The following is a 23182-nucleotide window of genomic DNA, read 5'->3' on the forward strand; positions in this document are numbered from 1 at the left end:
CTCAGAACTCCATCATTTGACCTCAGAACTCGAAAGGCCAACCTTTTTGCTTGAAACTTTGACCTCAGAACTCGAAACTTCGACCTCAGAACTCCATCATTTGACTTCAGAACTCAAAACTTCGACCTCAGAACTCCATCATTTGACTTCAGAACTCAAAACTTTGACCTCAGAACTCCATCATTTGACTTCAGAACTCGAAAGGCCGAGTAAATTACTCCAATTGCACACTTTAGAACAGCGATCGCGGCTCCTGAACATCCTAAAGTCCCTCAGAATGGAGGGTTGGGGGGCAGAAAACTCAAACAACGAAGCAAAAAGCGCCCTAATCTAATTCTTAATCCCCGTGGCCGCCACCCCGCGAATCAGTTGCCGTTGACCTAACAAAAATAAGAGAACAACCGGAATCGTCGCAATCACCACCGCCGCCATCATCAGCGTCCAGTTGTTCGTGAACTGTTCTTGAAAGCCCGCCAACGCAAGCTGCACTGTCCGGAGGCTCGATCGCGTCGTAAACACCAGCGGCTTGAACAGATCATTCCACTCGCCAATAAAGGTAAATAGAAATAGTGTCACCAACGCCGGACGAGACAACGGCAGCATAATTCTCCAAAGAATCTGAAACCGATTGGCTCCATCCAACATGGCCGCTTCTTCTAGCTCGATCGGAATCGTCTGAAAATATTGCCGCATCAAAAAGATCCCAAATCCATTCACCGCTGTCGGCAAAATCAAAGCGCCATACGTGTTAATCAAATGCCCCCATTTCAACACCAAAAAAATAGGAATCACCAGAATCTGAAACGGAATGACCAATGTCGTCAAAATGACCAGCAATAAAGCCTGCTTGCCTCGAAATTGCAGCCGCGCCAGCGCATAACCTGCTAACGCCGACGTAATCATCTGAATTGCTGTCACCACCAGCGCCACAAAGGTCGAATTGGCAAACGCCAGCAAAAAGCCGCCCCGCTCCCACGCTTCTCGATAGTGGTCAAACGTCCAGCCGCCCCCCGTTTTGGTCAACGACATTCCCGCCATCACGCTCAAGGGCAACAGCACCAAAATTGCTCCCAAAACTAGCAGGAACAAACTGAGCCATTGCACACTCAAGGTATTTACACTGAAAGCGGCTCGATCGAAGGAACTTTCTCGCTGCATAAATTTCCTTTGATGGATCGATGAAACGGTTCTTGATAGAAAAATTAAGAAAAGTTCATCATCACAAGCTACACTTAACGCTTGAACGACCCAAATTCACCAGACTGGCATTTTAGCTCTCAACTGCACCATCAGAGCAGAATTTAACGATTCTCAGCCTCATCCCTAACCAGAGACGGTAAAGTGTAGAGTGGGAGCAGACTGGAGTTAAGAACCCCATTTTCCCTAACCCTTACAGTCCCAAAATCGGCTTACCCCGACTTATCCACGACCAGGAGACAATTGTTCTATGCCGCAACTTGAGGCGACCCCAGAGATTGACTTCCACAGCGAGCTTTACAAAGATGCCTACAGCCGCATCAACGCGATCGTCATTGAAGGCGAGCAAGAAGCCCACGAAAATTATCAGCGATTGGCGGACTTTCTGCCTGATGATAAAGATCAACTCTTCGGCTTGGCAAAAATGGAGAACCGCCACAAAAAAGGCTTTGAAGCCTGTGGACGCAACCTCAAAGTCACCCCAGACATGGAATTTGCCCGTCAGTTTTTCTCACAACTCCACGAGAATTTTCAAACCGCGGCCGCCCAAGGAAACGTCGTCACCTGCCTGCTGATTCAGTCGTTGATCATTGAATGCTTTGCGATCGCCGCCTACAACATCTACATCCCCGTAGCCGACGACTTTGCCCGCAAAATCACTGAAGGCGTAGTCAAGGACGAATACACCCACCTCAACTATGGTGAAGAATGGCTAAAAGCAAATTTTGAAGCTTCTAAAGCAGAACTCGAAGCCGCCAACAAACAGAATTTGCCGATCGTCTGGAAGATGCTCAACCAGGTCGAAACCGATGCCAAAGTTCTCGGCATGGAGCGCGAGGCACTTGTCGAAGACTTCATGATTCAATACGGCGAAGCCTTGAGCAACATTGGCTTTACCACCCGTGACATCATGAAAATGTCTGCCTACGGACTCGCAACCGTCTAAAAGGATTCACAGGGGATGTGAGGATTGCGATCGCTTCCCTCATCCCTCCTCGCGAATGCAGGGCAAAGCCCTCCCTCATCCCTTCCTACTCACCCATCTCAGCCATCCACGGGCTGCTACCATATCTGTCGATGTTTGGTCTAATTGGTCATCTCACAAGTCTAGAACACGCTCAATCGGTTGCAAGAGAGTTAGGGTATCCAGAATACGCTGACCAGGGGTTAGATTTTTGGTGCAGTGCCCCGCCCCAGATTGTTGACAACATTACGGTCACCAGTGCCACCGGACAAAAAATTGAGGGTCGATACGTCGAGTCTTGTTTCTTGCCCGAAATGTTGGCGACTCGTCGGATCAAAGCCGCGACGCGCAAAGTAATCAACGCGATGGCTCACGCCCAAAAGCACGGTATCGACATCACAGCCCTGGGGGGTTTTTCATCGATCATCTTTGAAAACTTCAATTTGCAGCAGATTCGACAAGTCCGCAACGTCATGCTGGAGTTCGATCGCTTCACGACGGGCAACACTCATACCGCCTATATTATCTGCCGTCAGGTCGAGCAAGCCGCCAAACAGCTTGGAATCAATCTATCTGAGGCGACGGTGGCCGTTTGTGGGGCGACGGGTGATATTGGCAGCGCAGTCTGTCGCTGGCTTGATGCTCGAACGGATGTCACTGAGTTGTTGCTGATCGCCCGTAACCAGGAGCGGTTGCAGGAATTGCAGTCCGAACTTGGCCGCGGCAAAATTGTCGGACTAGAAGAAGCTCTGCCCCAGGCGGACATTATCGTTTGGGTCGCCAGTATGCCCAAAGGTGTTGAAATCGATCCAACCGTTCTCAAACAGCCTTGCTTGCTGATCGACGGCGGCTACCCAAAAAATCTGGGCACCAAAATCCAGCATCCCGGCATTACCGTGTTGAATGGTGGCATTGTCGAACACTCCCTCGATATTGACTGGCGAATCATGAGCATTGTCAATATGGATGTGCCTGCTCGTCAACTGTTCGCCTGTTTTGCGGAATCAATGCTGCTGGAATTTGAGAAGTGGCACACTAACTTTTCTTGGGGAAGAAACCGGATCACGATCGAAAAGATGGAGCAAATCGGCGAAGCGTCGGTAAAACACGGGTTTCGACCGTTGTTAATCTAAGAATTGCTCTACCCTCTAACAATCTTTTAAGTGAACAGGCGGATCTTGCATCCGTCTATTTTTTTGGTTAAAAGGGGAGAGTTTTAATAGCGTCGATCGCTGTCTCCATCTCAAATTCTCTCGACCCTATAATGACTTCAAGAATTCGCAGGCAGAGAATTGATGAGAAAATCTTTGAAGAACCTTTCTGTTCATGAGGGGTGGCTGATCTTTTTGGCGTGTTTTCTTATCTATTTTCTTAGCGAGCGAACGATAACGACGGGTGATCCGGTGCCCAACACATTGCTTGCCCTCAACTGGTTTATTTATTAAGCACACATTGACCTTTGATAACCTGAGAACCAGCCACTAGGGAATTGGCAAAGCTTAGTTTGCTTGTGGAGGCTTCCAATGGGCATTACACCTCAGCCTATTCGATCGAAACGACGATTCTCACGCTCCTTATTTATTGTGCTTTCTATTAGTGCTTTGATGAATCGGATTGAGGTCAATGGCATCAACTCAAAGCGCATGAAGGTCACCGGACAGATGTTTGAGGATGCGTATGATTTAGCAATGACAGTGATCAAAAGCATAGAAGCACGAAGTAAAACAATGGGTTATGCTTTAGAACGTTTTGAGTTTAATTTCACCTATAGCAATCCTAAATGAGTCATGAACAGATTTTTGTCGCTCCGTTCCAGTCCGCTTCGCCCCCTAAATCCCCCATTCTGGGGGACTTTGAAACTGGGGAATGGGTCTTGAAATCTAGGAAGTCTCTCGGCTCAAAGTCCCCCAAAGTTGGGAGATTTAGGGGGCACGATCAATTCTGCATTTCACGATTGATTTGGGATTGCTATAGCGACTTATTTTCTTTAAATAAACCTTGCAGCAGCAAAAAATGTCGATAGAATCATTGCTCACTTGTGACCATTTTCTACTACTTACGAGGTCAGCTTAGAGATAATTATTGAGTCAGATAAAGCGATCGCTCCTTCAACTTTTGAATAGAAGCAGTTTAAAGCATGTCATCCAAAAAAAACATTCTCCAAGTTTCAGGTACTTTTCTAGCACATGAAGGGTGGCTGATATTCGGTGCTTGCTTCATCATCTATTTTCTAAATGGACGAACCATTAGTGCAGGTGATACGATTCCTAACACCTTGCTTGCCTTCAATTGGTTGATCAACCACACGCTGAACTTTGAGAATTTTAGGAATACCTATTTATTCTTTGTTGCTAACCACTATTTCTTTGCTGAAAACATTCGAGGATCTTTGACGGCCTTTTATCCGATCGGAGCCGCAATTGTTACTTTTCCAATTTACGTTTGCTTCTATATCTACCTACTAATCTCTAAAGGATTTCAGTCAATTGATATTACGAGCGCTGCTTTTGAAGTCGATCGCTTGTTTTTTGAAAAGATGGCTGCTGTGATCGTCGCGTCCCTTTCGGTAGTCATCTTTTATTTAGCATCTAAGCTCAAGTTTGGTAAATCTGTAGCGATCGTTTCCACCTTTGTTTACGCCTTTGCAACAGGAACCTGGATGATTAGCTCTCAAGGACTCTGGCAACATGGGCCAACCAATCTAATAACGCTTGCCGCATTGCTCTGTTTACTAAAAGTAAACCATTCTAAAAAACGAGAAAAGATACTTTTACTCCTTGCAGGCAGTTTCTGCGGTCTTCTGCCTGGAATTCGCCCAACTAATATTGTCTTTCTGCTGGCAATTTTAACCTACGCTGTATTCACCTACCGTAAGCAAAGTTTCTTTCTATTTCTGGGCTTATCCTCTGTCTTGATCAGTGCTATTTGGAATTTTTACCAGTTTGGTAGTTTTGGCGGAGGTTATGGTGGAGCAGGCAGTCTTTATCTGTTTACTCTAAAGCGATTTGCTGAAGGATTTTCTGCACTTCTTGTGAGTCCTAGTAGAGGTTTCCTAGTTTTTTCTCCTATTGTTCTTTACGCAATTCCCAGTCTGGGACAAGTCTTAAAGCTCAAGTCAAACAGAGATGAGAAACTGCTTCTTTACCTTTTCTTAGCTTCACTTGTGCTCTTTATTCAGTACTGCTTCTTTGAAATCTGGTGGGCTGGCTATAGCTATGGCCCACGATTCTTGACGGATACTTTGCCGATCGTTTGCTTTTTAATTAACTATACGATCGTAGCTCACTTAAAATTGCTCAACGAGACTAAACGCAGTTTATTCAACATACAAACCTTCGTCTTCTTATCTGTGCTTTTATTTTCTCTTTTCGTTCAAGTAGTGGGAGCATTTGGGACATCCATGTGGGAGGCGATTCCAATCACAATTGATAGAAGCTACGCCCAATCACAAAGTACCTGGCGATTGTGGGAACTTCGGGATAGTCAAATCGAAAGACATGCTCAAACCTTATTTTTTAGAATTACTAAGCCTGCCAGGAATTTAGACTACATAGCAGGACTGAAAGGATCTATTCTGCAAATTAGAGATGAGAAAAAGCAGCCAATTACGACTTCACTATCAGTCGCTCCTGGCACCACTCATGTATTGAAAGCAAAAGTTAAAAATACCGGAAAGTCCACATGGTTAGGTTATGAGACTGGGGCCGGGTTGGGCGAAGTCTATGTGAGGATTCGCTTTTTCGATCAGCAAGGTCAACTCATAAAATCGGGTCAGCTTTATGTCTCTGGAAGACCTCGAAGTCAGAAAACAGCCAACGCTTTGGGAGAAGTCGCCTTTCCTCCACAGGCGGGTCTGTACAAAATGATTTTTGATTTAGTAATCACTGGAACAGGTGAAATGAATGACGTTGAAGGACGATCGCTACTAGAAATCCTTGCAAAAGTCGGCACCTAAAGCGCTGTGAGTCGTCAACCCCAAAATGGCTTTGAGCAGGTTAAGCTTTGCACTATCTGATATCCTGAGTATTTTGGAATGCTACTTTTTCAAAATTATGCCTGAAGCACTATTGGAGCCGTTGTTGCGGTGGTTGCGCTTACGAAAAGTAATCTCGCAAATCCCACCCGACGCAGAAATTTTAGATGTGGGTTGCGGTACCAAAGCGGCTTTTTTGAAGACGATCGCCCCTCGCATCAAGCAGGGTGTGGGCATTGATTTCAAAGTGCCTACTATGCAGTCAGGAAATCTTAAAACGGCTCAAATGATGTTGGGCGGCGTTCTACCTTTCGAGGATGCCAGCTTTGATGTAGTCACCATGCTGGCTGTTTTAGAGCATATTGAGCAAGAAAAACCAATTCTGCAAGAAATTCACAGAGTTTTGAGAGACAATGGCAAACTCGTGCTCACGGTTCCCTCAGTTTGGTCACAGCCTGTTTTAGAGTTTTTATCCTACAAACTAAAGATTATTAGCGAAGCAGAAATTAGAGATCACAAGCGATATTACGATCGCCAAAGGCTAAGAAAAGTCTTAGTAGACGACTCTAACTTCAAGGAATTTAAACATCAGTATTTTCAGTTTTGGATGAATAACTTTTGCACCGTTGTCAAGCGATCGTAATAGGTTGAGCAAGCTAAAAACTTAAAACTGGGTTGAGCGTCGGTACAGGTGTTTTTGGGAAGATCTATCACTATGAAACTGTCAGTCATCATTCCTTGTTTCAATGAGTTAGGCACCATTATGCAGGTCGTTGAAGCGGTCAAAGCTGCACCAATTAGAGACCTGGAAGTGATTATTGTGGATGACTTTTCCGCCGACGGTACACGAGAACTTTTGAAATCTCAAGTAGAATCTCAGGTTAATCAAGTGATCTACCATTCTAGAAACCGTGGCAAAGGGGCGGCTTTGAGGACAGGATTTGCAGCCGCAACAGGGGATATTGTCATCGTTCAAGATGCTGACCTTGAGTATGATCCTCAAGAGTTTTCGGTCATGATCCAGCCGATCGTAGAAGGGAAAGCGGATGTGGTGTTTGGTTCACGGTTTGTGGGCAGTCAGCCTCATCGGGTTGTTTACTATTGGCACATGGTTGGAAATCGATTTCTAACGACGCTTTCTAACATGATGACTAATATTAATCTCACTGATATGGAGACTTGCTACAAGGCTTTTCGACGAGAGGTCATCCAGGCGGTTCAAATTGAGGAAAATCGATTTGGGTTTGAGCCAGAAATCACCGCGAAAGTTGCAAAAATGGGTTGCCGAATCTACGAAGTTGGAATTTCTTATTACGGTCGCACCTATAAAGAAGGTAAGAAAATTACTTGGAAGGACGGCATTCGCGCGATCGTTTGTATCTTTAAATACAACTTGTTTTCCTCAAAGGTTTCTTCTATTCAGCAAGCCAGAAGCTTAAGCAGATTTTAGGGATGTTAGGCAAGAACTTACATACTGCCCCTCTTTCTGGGAACTCTATAGGTAATTTTCACACAGGAAATAGAGTGAGTTTCTCTTGTGAAGAGACATGCAGAAAAATTCTTTCCTACTCAATAACTTCAGCGCTGCAACATGAAAGACTTTTCAGGAGAAACCGTCTCAGTTTTTAAACTCCAAAAAAGACTCCCTTTGTTTTGGGTCGCAGGTTTGTTCTACTCGATCGTGTGCTTGATTGGGGTTGTAATGTCGTTCTATCCCACGCTGTTCAGTGGGTTTTCTAGAATGCAGACCGATCCAGGGGATACCAGACTGGTTCAATACATTTTAGAACATTCTTTTCAAGTCGTTTTTAATCAGAATTATGCTGGGGAGCTATGGTCTCCTGCGTTTTTCTACCCGCTCAAAAACATGTTAGCCCTCTCCGAAAATATGTGGGGAACGGCTCCGCTCTATTGGTTGTTTCGAGGATTTTTATCTAGTGATATTGCCTATCAGATCTGGATGATCTGCGTGATGTCCCTTTGCTTTTTTTGCTTTGTTGTTCTGTTACGATATTTTCAAATTCATCCCACATTGTCTGCGTTTGGAGGCTTCTTGTTTGCGTTTGGAATGCCGAGAGCTGCCCAAATTGGACACCAGCAGCTACTTCCTCAATTTTTTACACCGCTTGCTTTTTTGTTCCTTTGGGGGTTTGTCAGAAGCCCAACAAATCGACGGTTTATCCTATTCTTATTCTTCACTTATCTTCAAATTCTCGCCAGCATTTATCTAGGCTGGATGTTTTTGTTTAGTGTGTTAATCTTTCTTCCAGTCGTCTTCTTTGTGAGCCAGAAGGCAAGAGTCAATGTATTTGCGTATTTTAAGTCTCATTACCGAACTGCGATCGCTACCCTTCTAATCTGGTTTACTTTACTTTTTCTATTGCTAAACCCTTATCTAAAGATGGGTAAAGTGATGGGAGATCGTCCCTTTTTCTCTGCTTCATTGATGTTGCCTAGGCTCAATTCCTGGATGACTCCTCCAGAAGGAAGCCCCTGGTTCAGGCTCTTGGCTCCTTTGTCCAGAAATCTGCCAAAAATTTCGGAACATCGTCTATTCATGGGCTTAACAATTATTTTATTGACAGGATTTGTTGTTTATTTAATTTCTACAAAATCAAAGTTTTTAGAACCCGATCGTAGGCTGCTGATCCAATCCTGTTTAATCACAGCTCTGGCAATCTTTGTGCTCTCTCTCAGCTTATTTGACTACTCGCTTTGGGAGTTGGTTCATGCGCTAGTTCCCGGAGCAAAAGCAATGCGAGCCGTCGCCAGAATTTGCCTGCTCTTCTACTTTTATTTACTGATAGCAGTTCTGTTAGGGCTTGATTCTTTTTTGAGAATAGCGATCGCTCCAAAAAAGTCACGACTTGCCTTAATTTGTACGATTTGTTTATTCGGAATGTCAGAACAAATTATTATCAACCCCTACAGCTTTGAAAAAGCACCTTTGCTTCATCGAGAAGCAGAACTACAAGAACTGATGAGTCAAGGCTGTGAAGTTGCTTATGTTTATGACTCAGGCAAAAATCCTGACTGGATTGAGCAAACTTCTGCAATGTGGGCGGGCATGAAAACGAATGTTCCAGTGGTCAATGGCTATTCGGGTTGGAAGCCGCGATCGCACAACTACATGGTCGAAAGGAAAGGATTTCCCGGTCTGATCAAATGGTTACAGGGTCGCTTTCAGGGGCGGTTGTGCTACATTTCTGAAACCATTGAACCGCATCCCTCTGGATGGGTTATGCCCGATCGCCAAGCTGTTAGTTCTTCTAAAACTTTCAAACTGGGTGTATTTCAACTTCCGCTCTCGCACTCGACTCAAAAATCGGGCTAAATCCCTAAAAGCAATCTCTTTGAGTTACCCGCAAGCGGTCGTTTACCGGGACAATAACTCGCATGATCTCTCGTATGATCTAAAGACCGTAACATTAGTCTTGTGGCTAAGTTTTGTGGCTAACGGTAATTCTGGTGACGAACAGCCTCAACCCCTTGAAGTGAAACCATTTGCAGCATGGCAAACTCCTCCGATCGCAGACCCATTCTTTTAGACTTTGAAAAGCCCCTCGCCGAGCTAGAATCGCGAATTACTCAGATTCGTGAACTTGCAGAAGAAAATGAAGTCGATGTATCTGGTGAGATTCGTCAACTTGAGGAAAGGGCTTTGCAGCTTCGGCAAGAAATCTTTAGCAGTCTGTCGCCTTTGCAGCGAATGCAAGTCGCACGGCACCCTCGTCGCCCTAGCACGCTGGACTACATTCAAGCCATCAGCGATGAATGGATGGAGCTACACGGCGATCGCGGTGGGCATGACGACCCGGCAGTGGTGGGAGGAGTCGCCCGCATCGAAGGCAGACCTGTGCTGATGTTAGGGCAGCAAAAAGGACGCGACACCAAAGACAACATCACCCGCAACTTTGGCATGGCCTCCCCTAGCGGCTATCGCAAAGCCATGCGCCTGATGGAACACGCCGATCGCTTTAAGATGCCAATCCTCACCTTCATCGACACACCTGGAGCTTACCCCGGTATAAGCGCCGAAGAATTGGGACAAGGAGAAGCGATCGCTTACAACCTGCGAGAAATGTTTCGGTTAGAGGTGCCGATCATTTGTACCGTGGTGGGAGAAGGCGGATCAGGTGGCGCATTGGGGATTGGCGTGGGCGATCGCTTGTTAATGTTTGAGCATTCTGTCTACACCGTGGCTACGCCAGAAGCCTGCGCCGCGATTCTCTGGAAAGACGCTGCCAGAGCTAATCAAGCCGCCGAAGCGCTCAAAATCACCGCAGCCGATCTCAAGAATTTGGGCATTTTAGATGAGATTTTGGCAGAGCCGATCGGCGGGGCCCATTCTGACCCCCTGATGGCCGCTGCCACTCTCAAAGAGGCAATTCTCAGAAACCTGGACGAATTGGATCAACTCACTAACCAACAGCGTCGAGAACTTCGCTATCAAAAGTTTCGCAGCATCGGCGTGTTTGCAGAAACAACGGTCTAAAGAGGGAGTGGGCAACCAAAGACAGTCAAAATTTTGGCAGCTAGAGCTTTCCAATCTGCGCCAGTGATATAATTCACCTTAACAAAGGTTTACATTTCATTCATCTGGGAGGGTTGCTCGCAGTGACGTTTTCGTTTCATTGCGGATTATGATCAGTGAAGGCAGTCAGGTTTGACGCGATATAGAGCAACTTCCAGAGCAATTTCCCTTTGGGGCGATTGCTGCGATTTCCGGTTACTCAACATGCGGAGTTTTTTTAATTAGTGAACCACCCGTTTCTGCATTCCTGCAAACCCCTTGACGGTTGAGTTGTGCCCCTGAACTAGTTTGAGTCTTTAGTGCGCAAAGTCCAGACCCCGTTCAGTTCGCAAGTTCAAAGCCCAATCCTGCTGCGCTACTTGAGCAGATTGGCACTTCCCGGAATGTCTGACCCCGTTTGAGTTATCACGAGTTATCACAAGTATTTCATGACCCTCAATCTAGAACGACGCGCCCTAATTACTGGGGCAAGTAGTGGAATTGGCAAAGCAACTGCCCTGGCGTTTGCAAAAGCTGGCATTCATTTGGCTCTCGTCGGCCGCTCTCAATCGCGCCTAGACGCAGTAGCAGAGCAAGCAAGACAGCTTGGAGTCAAGGTGCAGGTCTACCCGATCGATCTGGCGCAGGTCGCTCAGGTGCGATCGCAAGTTCAGACGATCTCAGACGAATTCACACCGCTAGATATCCTCGTCAACAATGCTGGCATGGGCTATACAGGCAACCTGATGGACATGCCGCTGGACGATTGGCAACAGGTTCTCAATCTAAATGTGACCAGCGTTTTGCAGTGCATTCAGGGTGTGCTGCCGGGAATGCGTGAGCGACATCAAGGCACCATTATCAACGTGGCTTCGATCGCCGCGCATCAAACCTTTCCTGATTGGGGAGCCTACTGCGTCAGCAAATTTGGTCTGCTGGCTCTCTCCAAAACACTGGCTGCCGAAGAACGGGCCCACGGCATTCGCGTCGTCACGGTTTCTCCCGGCTCTGTCAATACGCCCATCTGGGATACCGACACGGTGCAGGCAGACTTTGATCGTGCTCAGATGCTAACCCCCGATGTGGTCGCTCAATCGATTCTGTATGCGGCTCTGGTTCCTCAAGAAGCGGTGATCGAAGAATTGATTCTGATGCCCAACGCTGGCACGTTTTAGAGTCCAATCTCTAGCCTCAATTGGATTTGATCTCGACGGCGATCGTGCCGTGACCCTACTTTTTCACAGATTTTTCACTGACCACCTTACCTGGATTCACTATGACTATTGCTTCTCCAAACGGCTCCAACGCTTCTAATTCACCCACCTCCAAAGGCGTTAAAGGATTGGAACCGAGACCCGATCGCAACACGCTCAACGGCCAAGAAGCCAAACTGCACCCGCCATCTGAGGTGAGTAACGACGAAATGATGGAAGCCGTGCGAACCATGCTGCTGGGCGTGGGCGAAGATCCAGAACGTGAAGGACTGCTCAAAACGCCTAAACGAGTAGCCGAAGCGATGCGCTTTCTCACCAGTGGCTATGATCAATCGCTCGAAGATCTGGTCAACGGTGCCATTTTTGATGAGGGACACAATGAGATGGTGCTGGTGCGAGACATCAACTTTTTTAGCCTCTGTGAGCATCACATGCTGCCGTTTATGGGTCGGGCGCATGTTGCTTACATTCCCAACCAAAAGGTCGTCGGCTTGAGCAAGCTGGCCCGGATTGTAGAAATGTATTCTCGCCGTTTGCAGGTTCAAGAACGGCTAACGAGACAGGTGGCGGAAGCGATTCAAGAAGTCTTGGAGCCGAGAGGTGTGGCGGTTGTCATGGAGGCCACTCACATGTGTATGGTGATGCGTGGCGTTCAAAAACCAGGGTCTTGGACAGTAACCAGTGCGATGGTGGGTGCTTTTCAGGATGATCAAAAGACTCGTGAAGAGTATCTCAATCTGATTCGCCATCAGCCGTCTTTTTGGTAGTTTTTGGGTAGTTTCAGCCGTTTGCTCACGATCGTGGCTCAACGTGAACTTAAAGTCAGTTTTGAGCAACTTTTTCGCCTCGTTTGCAGATCCGGGAACGCCTCCTAAATCCCCCAGAATCAGCAGCTTGGGGGCAGAAGATCTGACCAACGCAGCGAGGGAGCTTAACCAAATTCACGTTGCTTTAAACGGATAGTCAAAAATTCACTCGGTTTTTTAGTTCACGATCGCAAACAGATTTTTGGCTACTGCTTGAGACTTTTTAGCCGATCAAATAGTTTTGCAACTTGCTCCAGGTTTTTATCGCCTGGGGCTTTTTCTATGCCGCTAGACAAGTCAATCCCATCGGGACGGGCGAGACTCAAGGCATGGATCACATTATCGGGGGTGAGTCCGCCAGCCAGCAGCCAGGGACAACCAGGACGAAAGTTTTGCAGCGTTGACCAATCCAACGTTTCGCCTGTGCCGCCCGGTAGGTTGGGATGGTAAGCATCCAGCAGGAGTGCATCGACCCAGTTTTCATAAAAGCCTGCCTGACTCAAAGCTGCGGGCGTTTTGACCCTTAGCGCTTTGATGATTTCGATCGCAGGCAAAGCCATCCGCAACTGATCGCAAAAAGCAGGCGACTCGGTGCCATGAAGCTGGACGCTGGTCAAACGAGCGATCGCAACAACGCTGCAAATTTCCTCAAGCGATGCATCCAAAAAGACTCCCACTCGATCGACCGATTTGCCCGTGACCGGATCGATCGGCAACTGATCCACAATGGTGCAAATCTGCTCTGGCGAGACGTAGCGCGGGGTGCCCAAAACGCAGATAAACCCTAGCGAAGAAGCGCCCAGATTGGCGATCGCGCTCCCCTGGTCTGGCTGGGTGATGCCACAAATTTTGACTCGTAAACTCATTGAATCGCTCGTTAAGTATTTCTAAATGTTTCAGAGTATTTAAGTTTTGAATCCGGATCAACTTAAAACTCAAAACGCAAAAGTCGAACCCCTATAATCCTCTGTGTTCGTCCCAGTTTATCAATCAGGAGAGAACCTTTAATGAATACTGCTTTATTCGCCGTTGCAACCGCCCGTACGATCGAGTGGTCTCCCGCCGTCGGCATTACCATGAGTCTTTGCTGTTTGTTTGCGGTGGCGATCGGGCGCTATGCGATCCAAAATCGCGGAGTTGGCCCCAAATTACCCCTCAAAGAGCCTGCCCTATTTGAAGGCTTTGGACTCCCCGAACTTCTCGCCACTATGAGCTTTGGACACGTTTTGGGAGCAGGTGTCATTCTCGGCTTGAGCAACGCGGGCGTTCTTTAGAAGGGATGAGGGAGAACTTCGATGATCTGTTCCCCCTTTGGGGGTAATCCGCTGCGCAAGGAGGGAGAACTTCGTTCCGCTTCGCGAGGAGGGATGTAGCCATTCAAGGTGCTATTCATTTTGTGCAGCAATGATTTGTGCGGCAATTAGAGGATGTTTGAAAAGTGCGATCGTGGGTAGCAGACCCTGCGAAATCTCTCTAGATTTCCTGAGCAAAGGTAAGTTCAAACCTCGCGCGCTTACAAATAGGTTGTGGCTGGATTTCCGACCGCTTGATCAAGATAAAACTCCTGAATTGATGTGCCAGATAGAACTGCTGTAGTGTTTACCGCCCCTCATCCCTCCTCCTTCCTCCCTCATCCCTTCCTCTCGTCATTTATGCTGGAGGTAGATACCCTACAGACGAGGCAGAGGACAGGTCATGCAGACTGGCAAGCGGGTCGGCACTCTTTTCGGCATTCCGCTTTTAATCGATACATCCTGGTTTTTTGTGCTGATCTTGTTCTCGACCGGATACGCACTGTCCTGGCAGTCTGAATATCCTGGTTGGCAGTCTACGATCGCCTGGGCAACCGGAATCAGTATGGCACTGCTATTTTTTGCTTCTGTGTTGCTGCATGAGTTGGGTCACAGTCTGGTCGCAAAGTCTCAAGGAATTCAAGTTAAGTCAATTACGTTATTCTTTTTTGGCGGGGTTGCCACGATCGAACAAGAACCCAAGACTCCTGGTAAAGCGTTTCAGGTGGCAATTGCTGGCCCGGCGGTCAGTTTAGCTCTCTTCTTACTTCTGAGCTTGCTGGTTTCTCAACTGCCTCAACTGGATAGTCCGCTGCGGGTTTTAGCCAATCAACTGGCAGGTGTCAATCTCGTTCTACTAATCTTCAACATGCTTCCTGGCTTGCCTTTAGATGGGGGTCAAGTTCTCAAAGCAGCGATTTGGAAGCTAACGGGCAGTCAGACAAAAGGCACTCAATGGGCCGCAAAAGCAGGCAAAACGTTAGGCGGGTTGGCAATTACTCTGGGCGCGATCGAAGTCGCAGGACTCAGCGCTGCCCTCGGCTTACCTTCTCTAGGTGGACTGTGGCTGATTCTCATTGGCTGGTTTATTATTCAGAATGCTAGTTCCTACGATCGGTTGACGCACGTTCAAGAAGCCCTGCTCAAAATCAAAGCGCAAGAGGCGATGACACGAGAATTTCGAGTCGTAGATGCCAACTTAAAGCTGAGACAATTTGCAGATGACTACCTGTTGGAAACAAGTCGCGCTCCGGTCTACTTTGCCGCGTCTGACGGACGATATCGAGGACTGATCGCTGTCGATGCCCTGCAAACCGTCGAGCGTAGCCAATGGGAAACTCAGACGTTACTCAGTATTGTGCAGCCCTTAAACGAAGTGCCGACCGTTCAGGAAGCAACCTCGTTGATTGAGGTAATCCGCTTAATGGAAACGAGTGAGATTACTCGAATTACCGTTTTGTCACCTGCGGGTGCGGTGTCGGGAGTCATCGATCGAGGTGACATCGTGCGATCCCTGGCTCAAAAAATGAATCTACCCATTTCTGATGCAGCGATCAAGCAGATCAAAGAAGAAGGCAGTTACCCACCCGGATTGCAGCTAGGGGCGATCGCTCAAGCGGCTGAGTTAAAGAAATAAAGCGCTCAAGAAAGTCTCAACCCCTCTAACCCCTAATTCCTAAGAGTTCCTATAATGGTCGGGCGATTGGCTTTCCAGGAGGTTCTAGTCATGCCCAATTCTCAGGTTTATCGGATTCTTTCTCTGAGTGGAGGGGGTGTCCGAGGGTTGATCACTGCTGTCTGGCTTAACCGTTTAGAGCAAAAACTGGGAAGGCCGATCGGACAGCTTTTTGATTTAATTGCAGGCACCTCAACCGGATCGCTGATTGCCTGTGCCTTATCAATGGGGATGAAAACTGAGACGATCGTTAAGATTTACCGCGATCGGGCCCAGGAGATTTTTCCAAATCCAGCGTCTCGCTTGTGGAGTCGGTTTGGTCGTACTTTTGACCAGGGTTTAGATGCTCCTCGCTATGAGAGCAAAGGGCTAGAACTGGTTTTGAGAAGCGTTTTTGGCGATGCTCGATTTGGCGATTTACGAGTGCCGACTTTGGTGACAAGCTACAATCTCGCCAGCCGTGAAGCGCTCGTGTTCAAAACGATTCCCAATGCTGGCTCACAGGTTTTAGCAGACACGTACCGAAAATATAATTCCTTTCCAGTTTGGGAGATTTGCAAAGCCTCCTCATCTGCACCCGTGTACTTTCCGGCTCACATCACTCAGATTGACGGGCGATCGGTGCCTTTAGTTGACGGCGGCGTAGTGGCTAACAACCCAACTGCCTGTGCGATCGCAGAAGGCGTGAGAATTAATGATGCGCGATCAGGTGATCAAAGAATTCCGCTAGAAAATTTTGTGGTGGCCTCCTTTGGCACAGGTCAAAGCAGCCGTCCAATTACGATCCGAGAATCGCAGGAGTGGGGCGCTCTAGAGTGGGCAATTCCGCTGATCGATGTGCTGTTTGATGGGTCAGCAGACGCGGTTGACTATATTGCTCGTCAGATCTTGCCAGACAATAACTATTTCCGATTTCAAACTCCCCTCGATAAGGCCTACGACGACATTGATCGCGCTGACACCACCAACCTCAATGCCCTGATCGGTGTGGCTCAAGACTATCTCGATCGAGAGGGCGACGCACTCTTAGATAAGCTGATCGTTTCCCTCAATCCCTAGAAGATCCTCGTTAGTCTGCCCGTTCGGGAACCCGTACAAGGGAAAAAGTTGCTTTGCGGGTCAACCTTCGGTAAATTAGCACTCAGGAGTCGAGAGTGCTAACTCAACGCTCAAAGTCATGTAGACTTGGAAACAGGGAGGAAAGATGAGGGATGAGGGATGAAGTAGATTCGTCGCTCGTAGCTGAATGGCAGTGCAGAGCTAACCACAAGCGAATCAAGCAAAATTCGTAGCTCACTTGATATTATTCATCCCTCATCCCTCCTTGCGAAAGCGGGGCAAAGCCCTCCCTCATCCCTTAACTTGTTCCTCATTTAGATAGTTTGGAGAATTTCTATGGCAGCCGTATCTCTGAGCGTGTCCACTGTCAAACCTTTGGGCGATCGCGTCTTCGTTAAGGTCAGTGCCGCAGAAGAAAAGACCGCAGGTGGCATTTTGTTACCCGACAACGCAAAAGAAAAGCCCCAAGTCGGCGAGATTGTTGCTGTGGGCCCCGGCAAGCGCAGCGATGATGGGTCTCGTCAAGAGCCAGAAGTCAAACTCGGTGACAAAGTTCTCTACTCAAAGTACGCCGGAACCGATATCAAACTCGGCACCGAAGAGTACGTCTTGTTGTCCGAAAAAGACATTTTGGCAGTCGTTGACTAGCTTTCGGCTGGTTTATCGCCTCAAAACGCTGACTACTCCCCAATCCCACCCACTCACGAGTAACTGAATCATGGCTAAACGCATTATCTACAACGAAAACGCCCGTCGTGCCCTCGAACGCGGTATGGACATTCTGGCCGAAGCCGTCGCCGTCACGCTTGGCCCCAAAGGCCGCAACGTCGTCTTGGAAAAGAAGTTTGGCGCACCCCAAATCGTCAATGACGGTGTGACGATCGCCAAAGAAATCGAACTCGAAGACCACGTTGAAAACACTGGCGTTGCGCTGATTCGTCAAGCCGCTTCTAAAACCAACGACGCAGCAGGCGACGGCACCACCACTGCAACGGTTTTGGCTCACGCAATGGTCAAAGAAGGCCTTCGCAACGTGGCAGCAGGTGCCAATGCGATCGCCCTCAAACGCGGCATCGACAAAGGAATCGGCTTCCTGGTTGAGCGAATTGCTGAACACGCTCGTCCGGTCGAAGACTCGAAGTCGATCGCTCAAGTCGGCGCTATCTCTGCCGGAAACGATGATGAAGTTGGTCAGATGATCGCCAACGCGATGGATAAAGTCGGCAAAGAGGGTGTGATCTCCCTTGAAGAAGGCAAGTCGATGACCACCGAACTCGAAGTCACCGAAGGGATGCGCTTTGACAAAGGCTATATCTCGCCTTACTTTGCGACCGACACCGAACGGATGGAAGCCATTCTCGAAGAGCCTTACATCCTGATCACCGACAAAAAGATCAACCTGGTGCAAGATCTCGTGCCCATTCTGGAGCAAGTGGCCCGTTCCGGTCGTCCTTTGGTGATCATTGCAGAAGACATTGAGAAAGAAGCACTGGCTACTTTGGTTGTGAACCGTCTGCGTGGCGTGTTGAACGTGGCTGCGGTTAAGGCTCCTGGGTTTGGTGATCGCCGTAAAGCGATGCTCGAAGACATTGCCGTTCTCACAGGTGGACAACTGATCACCGAAGACGCAGGTCTGAAGCTCGACACCGCTAAGTTAGAAAGCCTGGGCAAAGCGCGTCGGATCACGATTACCAAAGATTCGACCACGATCGTTGCGGAAGGGAACGAAGTGCAAGTCAAGTCTCGCGTCGAGCAGATTCGTCGCCAGATGGAAGAAACCGATTCCTCCTATGACAAAGAAAAGCTGCAAGAGCGTCTGGCGAAACTCGCGGGTGGCGTTGCCGTGATCAAAGTGGGCGCAGCAACCGAAACCGAAATGAAGGATCGCAAACTGCGTCTCGAAGATGCGATCAACGCGACCAAAGCAGCCGTCGAAGAAGGCATCGTTCCGGGTGGTGGCACCACATTGGCTCACCTCTCTCCCGAACTCGAAACCTGGGCTAACACCAGCCTCAAGGACGAAGAACTCACAGGCGCGCTGATTGTGGCTCGTTCTCTCTCGGCTCCTCTCAAGCGGATTGCTGAAAACGCAGGTCAAAACGGTGCGGTGATTGCTGAGAAAGTGCGCGAGAAGGAATTCAACGTGGGCTTTAATGCAGCGACCAATGAGTATGTGGACATGTTTGAAGCGGGGATTGTTGACCCGGCAAAAGTGACTCGTTCTGCGTTGCAAAATGCGGCTTCGATCGCGGGCATGGTTCTCACAACCGAGTGTATTGTCGTTGACAAACCTGAACCCAAGGATGGCGGTGGCGCAGGTGCTGGCGCTGGCATGGGCGGCGGTGGTGACTTCGACTACTAATCGACACCTCTGTTTGCCTTGAATTCTAAATTGAATTGAAAAGGGGCGATCGTTCTTGTGAAAGAGGGCGATCGCTCTTTTTTGTGGTCGTTTTTTGTTGTGGGTGGGTGCGATCGTTTATCCTGAAACCAAATACCCTCTTTTACAATCTGCTGATTATGTTGAAGTCACTAAAAATAGAAAACTTTCGAGGATTTCGCTCTTTTGAGCTTCAACAACTTGGCAGGGTTAATTTGTTGGTTGGCACAAACAATAGTGGGAAGACATCAATTCTAGAAGCAATTCAACTGCTTTGTTCGAGAACGAGTCTTGGGTCTCTGATGAACGTCATGATCGGTCGGGGTGAATTTTCACAAAATGAGGGACGCAACTTGGGCGATCGACTGACAACTACTCGTGTTCTTGATATTTGTCATCTTTTTTATGACCGCAAAATTGATCTAGACAGCACATTCTTTATCTCAGGGTTGCAAAATGGCAATAACGAAAAGCTTAGTATGGCGTTTCAGAAACGCTTAGTTGAAAAGTTTATTGAGCGCGTCGATGATGATTCAGAAATTATAAATGACGAACAAATTGAACTTGTTGTTCAATGGTTAAGTGAGCGAGAGAATGAGGAAATTGCAATTAAGAATCGATGGTTTCCACTTTCCACCGATTTGGGTCTGCCTACAGACAATATTCGGCGATCCTCCAAAGACAGTGGTAGTCCACCAATCAACACTCGATTTGTAACTCCTTTCTCACTTCCAGCCGATGAAATGATTGAGATGTTTGAGGATCACGTTGTTTTGAAGCCAGAGGAAGAGATTATCAATAAAGCCCTTAATAACATTGAGCCTAAAATCGAACGAATTGCACCGATAAGTTCTAGAAAAAACACATACTCCAGATTAAATTCGCGGGCTGGTTTTCTTGTAAAACTTTCGGGATCTGATCAGCGTGTACCGATCGGTAGCATGGGTGATGGAATGTGGCGAATGTTAGGGCTTGCGCTGTCGGTTGTCTCTGCAAAAGGAGGCGTTTTATTGGTGGATGAGATCGACACGGGGTTACATTTTACCGTTATGTCTGATATGTGGAAGCTCATTTGGGAAACGGCTAAACGGCTTGATGTTCAAGTGTTTGCGACAACCCATAGTAGTGACTGCTGGACAAGTCTAGCTGACATTGCAAAATCTGAAGATGCCAGTGAGCAGGGTATTACAATTCACAGAATTGAACGAGAAAAATCAACCTCTGTTGTATTTGATGAGCGTAAAATTGTGGTTGCTGCAAATCGGGAGATTGAGGTGCGCTAGGAATGGCAAGATTGCATAGAAACAAACTCTTGGTCGAAGGAGATCAAGATAAGCGTGTCATTCCTGAACTAATTGAACAAAATGGAATTCATTGGGGAACTCGTGAAAACCCTACGGTTTACATTGAGGCATATGATGGATATACCCAATTGATTGATCCAATTGAAATATCTACCCAATTAGATTCCTCTGATCTGGTTGCTCTAGGAATTATTGTAGATGCTGATGAGGATGCTGCTCGACGCTGGCAAGCTTTAAGAAACGCTTGTCTTCCCAGTATTTCTGATCTTCCAGAAGAATTGCCAGAAGCAGGTTTAATTCATCGAGCTTCAAATGGCGTGAATTTCGGAATCTGGATTATGCCAAACAATAGAATCAGCGGAATGTTAGAAACTTTTCTGGCTTTCATGATTCCAGACGATCGAGAAACGCTTTGGCAATATGCTCAAGAAGCCGCTACGGAAGCCAAAAAACGAGGAGCGCCCTATACAGAAACTCAGTGTGATAAGGCAAACATCTACTCGTGGTTAGCGTGGCAAGATCCGCCTGGAAGACAACTCCACCAAGCAATTATGCAACGCATTTTGAACTCCAAAAATTCGGGTACACAGGCTTTTGTAGAATGGTTTAGAACGTTGTACGGTTTGTAGCATTTTGGTTGAAGGAACGATTGCAGCCCTGACTATTCACGATCGCTTGAATTAAAATTCAAAGGGTCAAAAAGGGCGATCGTTCTTGTGAAAGAGGGCGATCGTCTTTTTTAGCGCCTTCTAGATAAAAGCTCTACCCTAATTCCCAATCTAGAGATTTATAACAGACAATTTTCAGCCCAATCACCTACATTAATGAAGTTAGATAGATCAAGTCAGTCTAAACATAAGTTGGGCAGCCTCTCGCGAGGGGCGCAAAGTATCTCGGTTCTCTGGTTCTGTTTGTCGGTTCGACAGTTCCGCGTTTTATTTGCTGCGTTTTATTTGCCGCGTTGATGGCGTTATCGCCAGTCTGCTTCGTTCTGTTGCGCGAAGCATTTCTCGTTCAAGGCGAAGAAGCTCCCCAACCCGTCGGTGCAGCGGACTGATTTGTCCTTCTCGTCTCCGTTTCGGGTTGATCGATAGCCGCTGACCTTTGCCGTTAGGCGGCATTCACATCTACTCAATAACCACCATAAAGGAGCAACATGAAGAAGAAGCATATCGGTATCACCTCAACGGTCATCGCGGCGGCAAGCTTCATTCTGACGATTGCGTCCGCTCATGCTCAGCCCGATCAACCAAATCCGGCCACCGCCAGTTCTTACGGCATGACCCCCGGCCGACTCGTGGCCAGCTCGGCCGCCGTGCTGGGGCTGGTCGGCGTGGTCATCGGTGTGCTGGCTCTGGTTCGTCCCGCCGGTCGTTTCGGCACCGCCTCCGGGCGACTCGGAGTCATCGTCGCCCTCGCCGCGGGGCTGATCAGCATGGCCGTCGGTGGGCTAGTTGTGGCTACCTCTCCCGGCGGATTCGGTACCGGAGGCGGGCTAGCCGGGGCTATCGTGGCCGTGGTGCTGGGCCTGATCGCCACGGCCGTCGGAGGGCTGGCTCTGGCCCGATCCCGCCGCACCGGCTGACACGCCATGGTGCCGGGTCAGTGCCCGTGTTGTGGTTCCTGGGCGTGTTCCGACGGGCGAAGGGGCAGGAGCCGCCCGCGGCGGCTCGCTCGTGGATCGACACTGCCGCCTAACAAGTTGCAGCGGACGGCGCGTTATACTGCACACGATGGCGAGTTCTTTAAGAAGAGGAACAAAAACTATGGCCCACTCGATTCGTTGCAATTGTGGCAAACTCAAGGGCACTCTCCACCGCAATGACTATGTAAATAGATGCGTGTGTTACTGTGCTGATTGCCAAGCCTTCGCCCGTTTTCTAAAACGAGAGAATGAAATACTTGATGAAAGGGGTGGTACTAGCATTATTCAGACCATCCCCGCAAATATCGCATTTGACGAAGGCATTGAAAACCTGACATGTATGCGTCTTACTGCGAATGGCTTGCTGCGATGGTATGCTGTTTGTTGTAATACTCCGATCGGAAATACTCCTCCAAACCTCAGTACATCATTCGTTGGTTTAATTCATAACTGCTTGAGTTCAGACCAAAGTTCGTTAGATAGAGCGTTCGGCTCTGTGCGTATGCACGTAAGTACCAAATATGCCATCGGGAAAGATAAGCCAAAATCAACAGGACTTCTATCTAGCACCTTGCGCATCATTGGCATGGTGCTTAAAGCTCGTCTTGATGGTAGCTATAAACGTACACCATTCTTTGTTCTAGAGTCTGGTGCCCCTATAGTTACCCCGAAAGTGCTCAGCGATCAGGAGTTGAAGGTCGTAATGGATGCCGTATAACAATCCGCTTGCACACCGACCGTATAGGGTTTCTTTGTTGAGTCCGAGAGTTTACTAGCGGCGGGTGAAGCGGAACGTTACTGCCATGTGCGGATGGGTAGCGTGTGTCATACTTTCAGAATATGAAGTCACACATCATTGCTCAGGTTCATATGAGAGCAGAAGCCGATGGCGGGAGGCACTGTGAGTTTCTGATTGGTTATGCACCGCATCTTGTCGTGCCACCTGATTCTACTTACCTCGGTGTTCGTGTTTTCGAGATTGAAGATTCTGACGGTTATGGAGTTGTTTACCCAGGTAGAACCGCAAAAATACTTTTCCAATTGATGTATTATCCAAGGGTTGATTACTCTGCCCTTGTCAAAGACACTAAATTCAACATTCAGGAAGGGCCACACATCGTAGGAACAGGTCGAGTACTCGAACGTAACTAGCAGCGGAA

23 protein-coding genes are annotated in these 23182 nt (G+C 47.9%); 21 read left to right on the top strand and 2 right to left on the bottom strand.

Annotation, left to right across the window (positions count from 1 at the left end; genetic code table 11):
• The first annotated feature begins 58 nt into the window (after nt 1–58).
• Nucleotides 59–334 (top strand): hypothetical protein, encoded by a 276-nt coding sequence (locus ACKFKH_RS05115; protein ID WP_446857166.1) that lies wholly within the window; start codon nt 59–61, stop codon nt 332–334.
• Here the strand turns inward: ACKFKH_RS05115 and ACKFKH_RS05120 are convergent.
• Nucleotides 331–1158, bottom strand: coding sequence for a carbohydrate ABC transporter permease (locus ACKFKH_RS05120; protein WP_446857167.1), 828 nt, complete (start codon nt 1156–1158; stop codon nt 331–333). The genes ACKFKH_RS05115 and ACKFKH_RS05120 overlap by 4 nt on opposite strands.
• Nucleotides 1159–1447: 289 nt before the next feature.
• Between ACKFKH_RS05120 and ACKFKH_RS05125 the strand changes: the two genes are divergently transcribed.
• The 10 genes from ACKFKH_RS05125 (at nt 1448) to folE (ending at nt 12628) form a co-directional block, all read left to right on the top strand.
• Complete coding sequence (locus tag ACKFKH_RS05125; RefSeq protein ID WP_446857168.1) at nt 1448–2143, top strand: aldehyde oxygenase (deformylating); 696 nt, start codon at nt 1448–1450, stop codon at nt 2141–2143.
• 131 nt (nt 2144–2274) lie between these two features.
• The gene (locus ACKFKH_RS05130; protein ID WP_446857169.1) at nt 2275–3294 is read left to right on the top strand and encodes a long-chain acyl-[acyl-carrier-protein] reductase; all 1020 of its coding nucleotides are present in this window, start codon (nt 2275–2277) and stop codon (nt 3292–3294) included.
• A gap of 390 nt (nt 3295–3684) precedes the next feature.
• A complete protein-coding gene (locus ACKFKH_RS05135; RefSeq protein ID WP_446857170.1) occupies nt 3685–3945 on the top strand; it encodes a hypothetical protein in 261 nt (86 codons plus the stop codon).
• Between the two features lie 353 nt (nt 3946–4298).
• Nucleotides 4299–6116 (top strand): hypothetical protein, encoded by a 1818-nt coding sequence (locus tag ACKFKH_RS05140; RefSeq protein ID WP_446857171.1) that lies wholly within the window; start codon nt 4299–4301, stop codon nt 6114–6116.
• Between the two features lie 97 nt (nt 6117–6213).
• On the top strand, nt 6214–6777 hold the full coding sequence (locus ACKFKH_RS05145; protein WP_446857172.1) for a methyltransferase domain-containing protein: 564 nt from the start codon (nt 6214–6216) through the stop codon (nt 6775–6777).
• Nucleotides 6778–6849: 72 nt separating this feature from the next.
• On the top strand, nt 6850–7584 hold the full coding sequence (locus tag ACKFKH_RS05150; protein ID WP_446857173.1) for a glycosyltransferase family 2 protein: 735 nt from the start codon (nt 6850–6852) through the stop codon (nt 7582–7584).
• Between the two features lie 141 nt (nt 7585–7725).
• Complete coding sequence (locus tag ACKFKH_RS05155) at nt 7726–9468, top strand: hypothetical protein (protein ID WP_446857174.1); 1743 nt, start codon at nt 7726–7728, stop codon at nt 9466–9468.
• Between the two features lie 177 nt (nt 9469–9645).
• Nucleotides 9646–10629: an acetyl-CoA carboxylase carboxyltransferase subunit alpha gene (locus ACKFKH_RS05160; RefSeq protein ID WP_446857175.1), complete on the top strand. Its 984-nt coding sequence runs from the start codon at nt 9646–9648 to the stop codon at nt 10627–10629.
• A 467-nt stretch (nt 10630–11096) separates the two neighbouring features.
• Nucleotides 11097–11822: an SDR family oxidoreductase gene (locus tag ACKFKH_RS05165; RefSeq protein ID WP_446857176.1), complete on the top strand. Its 726-nt coding sequence runs from the start codon at nt 11097–11099 to the stop codon at nt 11820–11822.
• A gap of 101 nt (nt 11823–11923) precedes the next feature.
• Nucleotides 11924–12628, top strand: coding sequence for a GTP cyclohydrolase I FolE (gene folE / locus ACKFKH_RS05170; RefSeq protein ID WP_446857177.1), 705 nt, complete (start codon nt 11924–11926; stop codon nt 12626–12628).
• A gap of 245 nt (nt 12629–12873) precedes the next feature.
• Here folE and ACKFKH_RS05175 read toward each other — a convergent pair whose 3' ends face one another.
• Nucleotides 12874–13533: a phosphoribosylanthranilate isomerase gene (locus tag ACKFKH_RS05175; protein WP_446857178.1), complete on the bottom strand. Its 660-nt coding sequence runs from the start codon at nt 13531–13533 to the stop codon at nt 12874–12876.
• Nucleotides 13534–13674: 141 nt separating this feature from the next.
• On the opposite strand from ACKFKH_RS05175, the gene psaK reads away from it, so the two are divergent.
• The 10 genes from psaK (at nt 13675) to ACKFKH_RS05225 (ending at nt 23174) form a co-directional block, all read left to right on the top strand.
• Nucleotides 13675–13941 (top strand): photosystem I reaction center subunit PsaK, encoded by a 267-nt coding sequence (gene psaK / locus ACKFKH_RS05180; RefSeq protein WP_446857179.1) that lies wholly within the window; start codon nt 13675–13677, stop codon nt 13939–13941.
• A gap of 421 nt (nt 13942–14362) precedes the next feature.
• Nucleotides 14363–15595, top strand: coding sequence for a site-2 protease family protein (locus ACKFKH_RS05185; protein WP_446857180.1), 1233 nt, complete (start codon nt 14363–14365; stop codon nt 15593–15595).
• A 90-nt stretch (nt 15596–15685) separates the two neighbouring features.
• Nucleotides 15686–16693 (top strand): CBASS cGAMP-activated phospholipase, encoded by a 1008-nt coding sequence (locus tag ACKFKH_RS05190; protein WP_446857181.1) that lies wholly within the window; start codon nt 15686–15688, stop codon nt 16691–16693.
• Nucleotides 16694–17029: 336 nt separating this feature from the next.
• Complete coding sequence (gene groES, locus ACKFKH_RS05195; protein WP_446857182.1) at nt 17030–17341, top strand: co-chaperone GroES; 312 nt, start codon at nt 17030–17032, stop codon at nt 17339–17341.
• 70 nt (nt 17342–17411) lie between these two features.
• Nucleotides 17412–19055 carry a chaperonin GroEL gene (gene groL / locus ACKFKH_RS05200; RefSeq protein ID WP_446857183.1) on the top strand — a complete coding sequence of 548 codons (1644 nt, stop codon included), beginning with the start codon at nt 17412–17414 and terminating at the stop codon, nt 19053–19055.
• Between the two features lie 158 nt (nt 19056–19213).
• Nucleotides 19214–20356 carry an AAA family ATPase gene (locus tag ACKFKH_RS05205; protein WP_446857184.1) on the top strand — a complete coding sequence of 381 codons (1143 nt, stop codon included), beginning with the start codon at nt 19214–19216 and terminating at the stop codon, nt 20354–20356.
• A gap of 2 nt (nt 20357–20358) precedes the next feature.
• On the top strand, nt 20359–21006 hold the full coding sequence (locus ACKFKH_RS05210) for a DUF3226 domain-containing protein (protein WP_446857185.1): 648 nt from the start codon (nt 20359–20361) through the stop codon (nt 21004–21006).
• 527 nt (nt 21007–21533) lie between these two features.
• Complete coding sequence (locus ACKFKH_RS05215; protein ID WP_446857186.1) at nt 21534–21962, top strand: DUF6223 family protein; 429 nt, start codon at nt 21534–21536, stop codon at nt 21960–21962.
• 181 nt (nt 21963–22143) lie between these two features.
• Nucleotides 22144–22740: a DUF6151 family protein gene (locus ACKFKH_RS05220; protein WP_446857187.1), complete on the top strand. Its 597-nt coding sequence runs from the start codon at nt 22144–22146 to the stop codon at nt 22738–22740.
• 122 nt (nt 22741–22862) lie between these two features.
• Nucleotides 22863–23174, top strand: coding sequence for a hypothetical protein (locus ACKFKH_RS05225; protein ID WP_446857188.1), 312 nt, complete (start codon nt 22863–22865; stop codon nt 23172–23174).
• The last annotated feature ends 8 nt before the right edge of the window (nt 23175–23182 follow it).

This window comes from Phormidesmis sp. 146-20 (assembly GCF_052939475.1).

Excerpts from the sequence above, each read along its gene's own strand:
- ACKFKH_RS05160 (WP_446857175.1), top strand. The coding sequence starts at position 9,646 with ATGGCAAACTCCTCCGATCGCAGACCCATTCTTTTAGACTTTGAAAAG.
- psaK (WP_446857179.1), top strand. The coding sequence starts at position 13,675 with ATGAATACTGCTTTATTCGCCGTTGCAACCGCCCGTACGATCGAGTGG.
- ACKFKH_RS05165 (WP_446857176.1), top strand. The coding sequence starts at position 11,097 with ATGACCCTCAATCTAGAACGACGCGCCCTAATTACTGGGGCAAGTAGT.
- ACKFKH_RS05220 (WP_446857187.1), top strand. The coding sequence starts at position 22,144 with ATGGCCCACTCGATTCGTTGCAATTGTGGCAAACTCAAGGGCACTCTC.
- ACKFKH_RS05150 (WP_446857173.1), top strand. The coding sequence starts at position 6,850 with ATGAAACTGTCAGTCATCATTCCTTGTTTCAATGAGTTAGGCACCATT.
- ACKFKH_RS05215 (WP_446857186.1), top strand. The coding sequence starts at position 21,534 with ATGAAGAAGAAGCATATCGGTATCACCTCAACGGTCATCGCGGCGGCA.
- ACKFKH_RS05185 (WP_446857180.1), top strand. The coding sequence starts at position 14,363 with ATGCAGACTGGCAAGCGGGTCGGCACTCTTTTCGGCATTCCGCTTTTA.
- ACKFKH_RS05135 (WP_446857170.1), top strand. The coding sequence starts at position 3,685 with ATGGGCATTACACCTCAGCCTATTCGATCGAAACGACGATTCTCACGC.
- ACKFKH_RS05155 (WP_446857174.1), top strand. The coding sequence starts at position 7,726 with ATGAAAGACTTTTCAGGAGAAACCGTCTCAGTTTTTAAACTCCAAAAA.
- ACKFKH_RS05205 (WP_446857184.1), top strand. The coding sequence starts at position 19,214 with ATGTTGAAGTCACTAAAAATAGAAAACTTTCGAGGATTTCGCTCTTTT.
- ACKFKH_RS05225 (WP_446857188.1), top strand. The coding sequence starts at position 22,863 with ATGAAGTCACACATCATTGCTCAGGTTCATATGAGAGCAGAAGCCGAT.
- ACKFKH_RS05190 (WP_446857181.1), top strand. The coding sequence starts at position 15,686 with ATGCCCAATTCTCAGGTTTATCGGATTCTTTCTCTGAGTGGAGGGGGT.
- ACKFKH_RS05120 (WP_446857167.1), bottom strand. The coding sequence starts at position 1,158 with ATGCAGCGAGAAAGTTCCTTCGATCGAGCCGCTTTCAGTGTAAATACC.
- folE (WP_446857177.1), top strand. The coding sequence starts at position 11,924 with ATGACTATTGCTTCTCCAAACGGCTCCAACGCTTCTAATTCACCCACC.
- ACKFKH_RS05210 (WP_446857185.1), top strand. The coding sequence starts at position 20,359 with ATGGCAAGATTGCATAGAAACAAACTCTTGGTCGAAGGAGATCAAGAT.
- ACKFKH_RS05175 (WP_446857178.1), bottom strand. The coding sequence starts at position 13,533 with ATGAGTTTACGAGTCAAAATTTGTGGCATCACCCAGCCAGACCAGGGG.
- ACKFKH_RS05140 (WP_446857171.1), top strand. The coding sequence starts at position 4,299 with ATGTCATCCAAAAAAAACATTCTCCAAGTTTCAGGTACTTTTCTAGCA.
- ACKFKH_RS05130 (WP_446857169.1), top strand. The coding sequence starts at position 2,275 with ATGTTTGGTCTAATTGGTCATCTCACAAGTCTAGAACACGCTCAATCG.
- ACKFKH_RS05145 (WP_446857172.1), top strand. The coding sequence starts at position 6,214 with ATGCCTGAAGCACTATTGGAGCCGTTGTTGCGGTGGTTGCGCTTACGA.
- ACKFKH_RS05125 (WP_446857168.1), top strand. The coding sequence starts at position 1,448 with ATGCCGCAACTTGAGGCGACCCCAGAGATTGACTTCCACAGCGAGCTT.
- groL (WP_446857183.1), top strand. The coding sequence starts at position 17,412 with ATGGCTAAACGCATTATCTACAACGAAAACGCCCGTCGTGCCCTCGAA.
- groES (WP_446857182.1), top strand. The coding sequence starts at position 17,030 with ATGGCAGCCGTATCTCTGAGCGTGTCCACTGTCAAACCTTTGGGCGAT.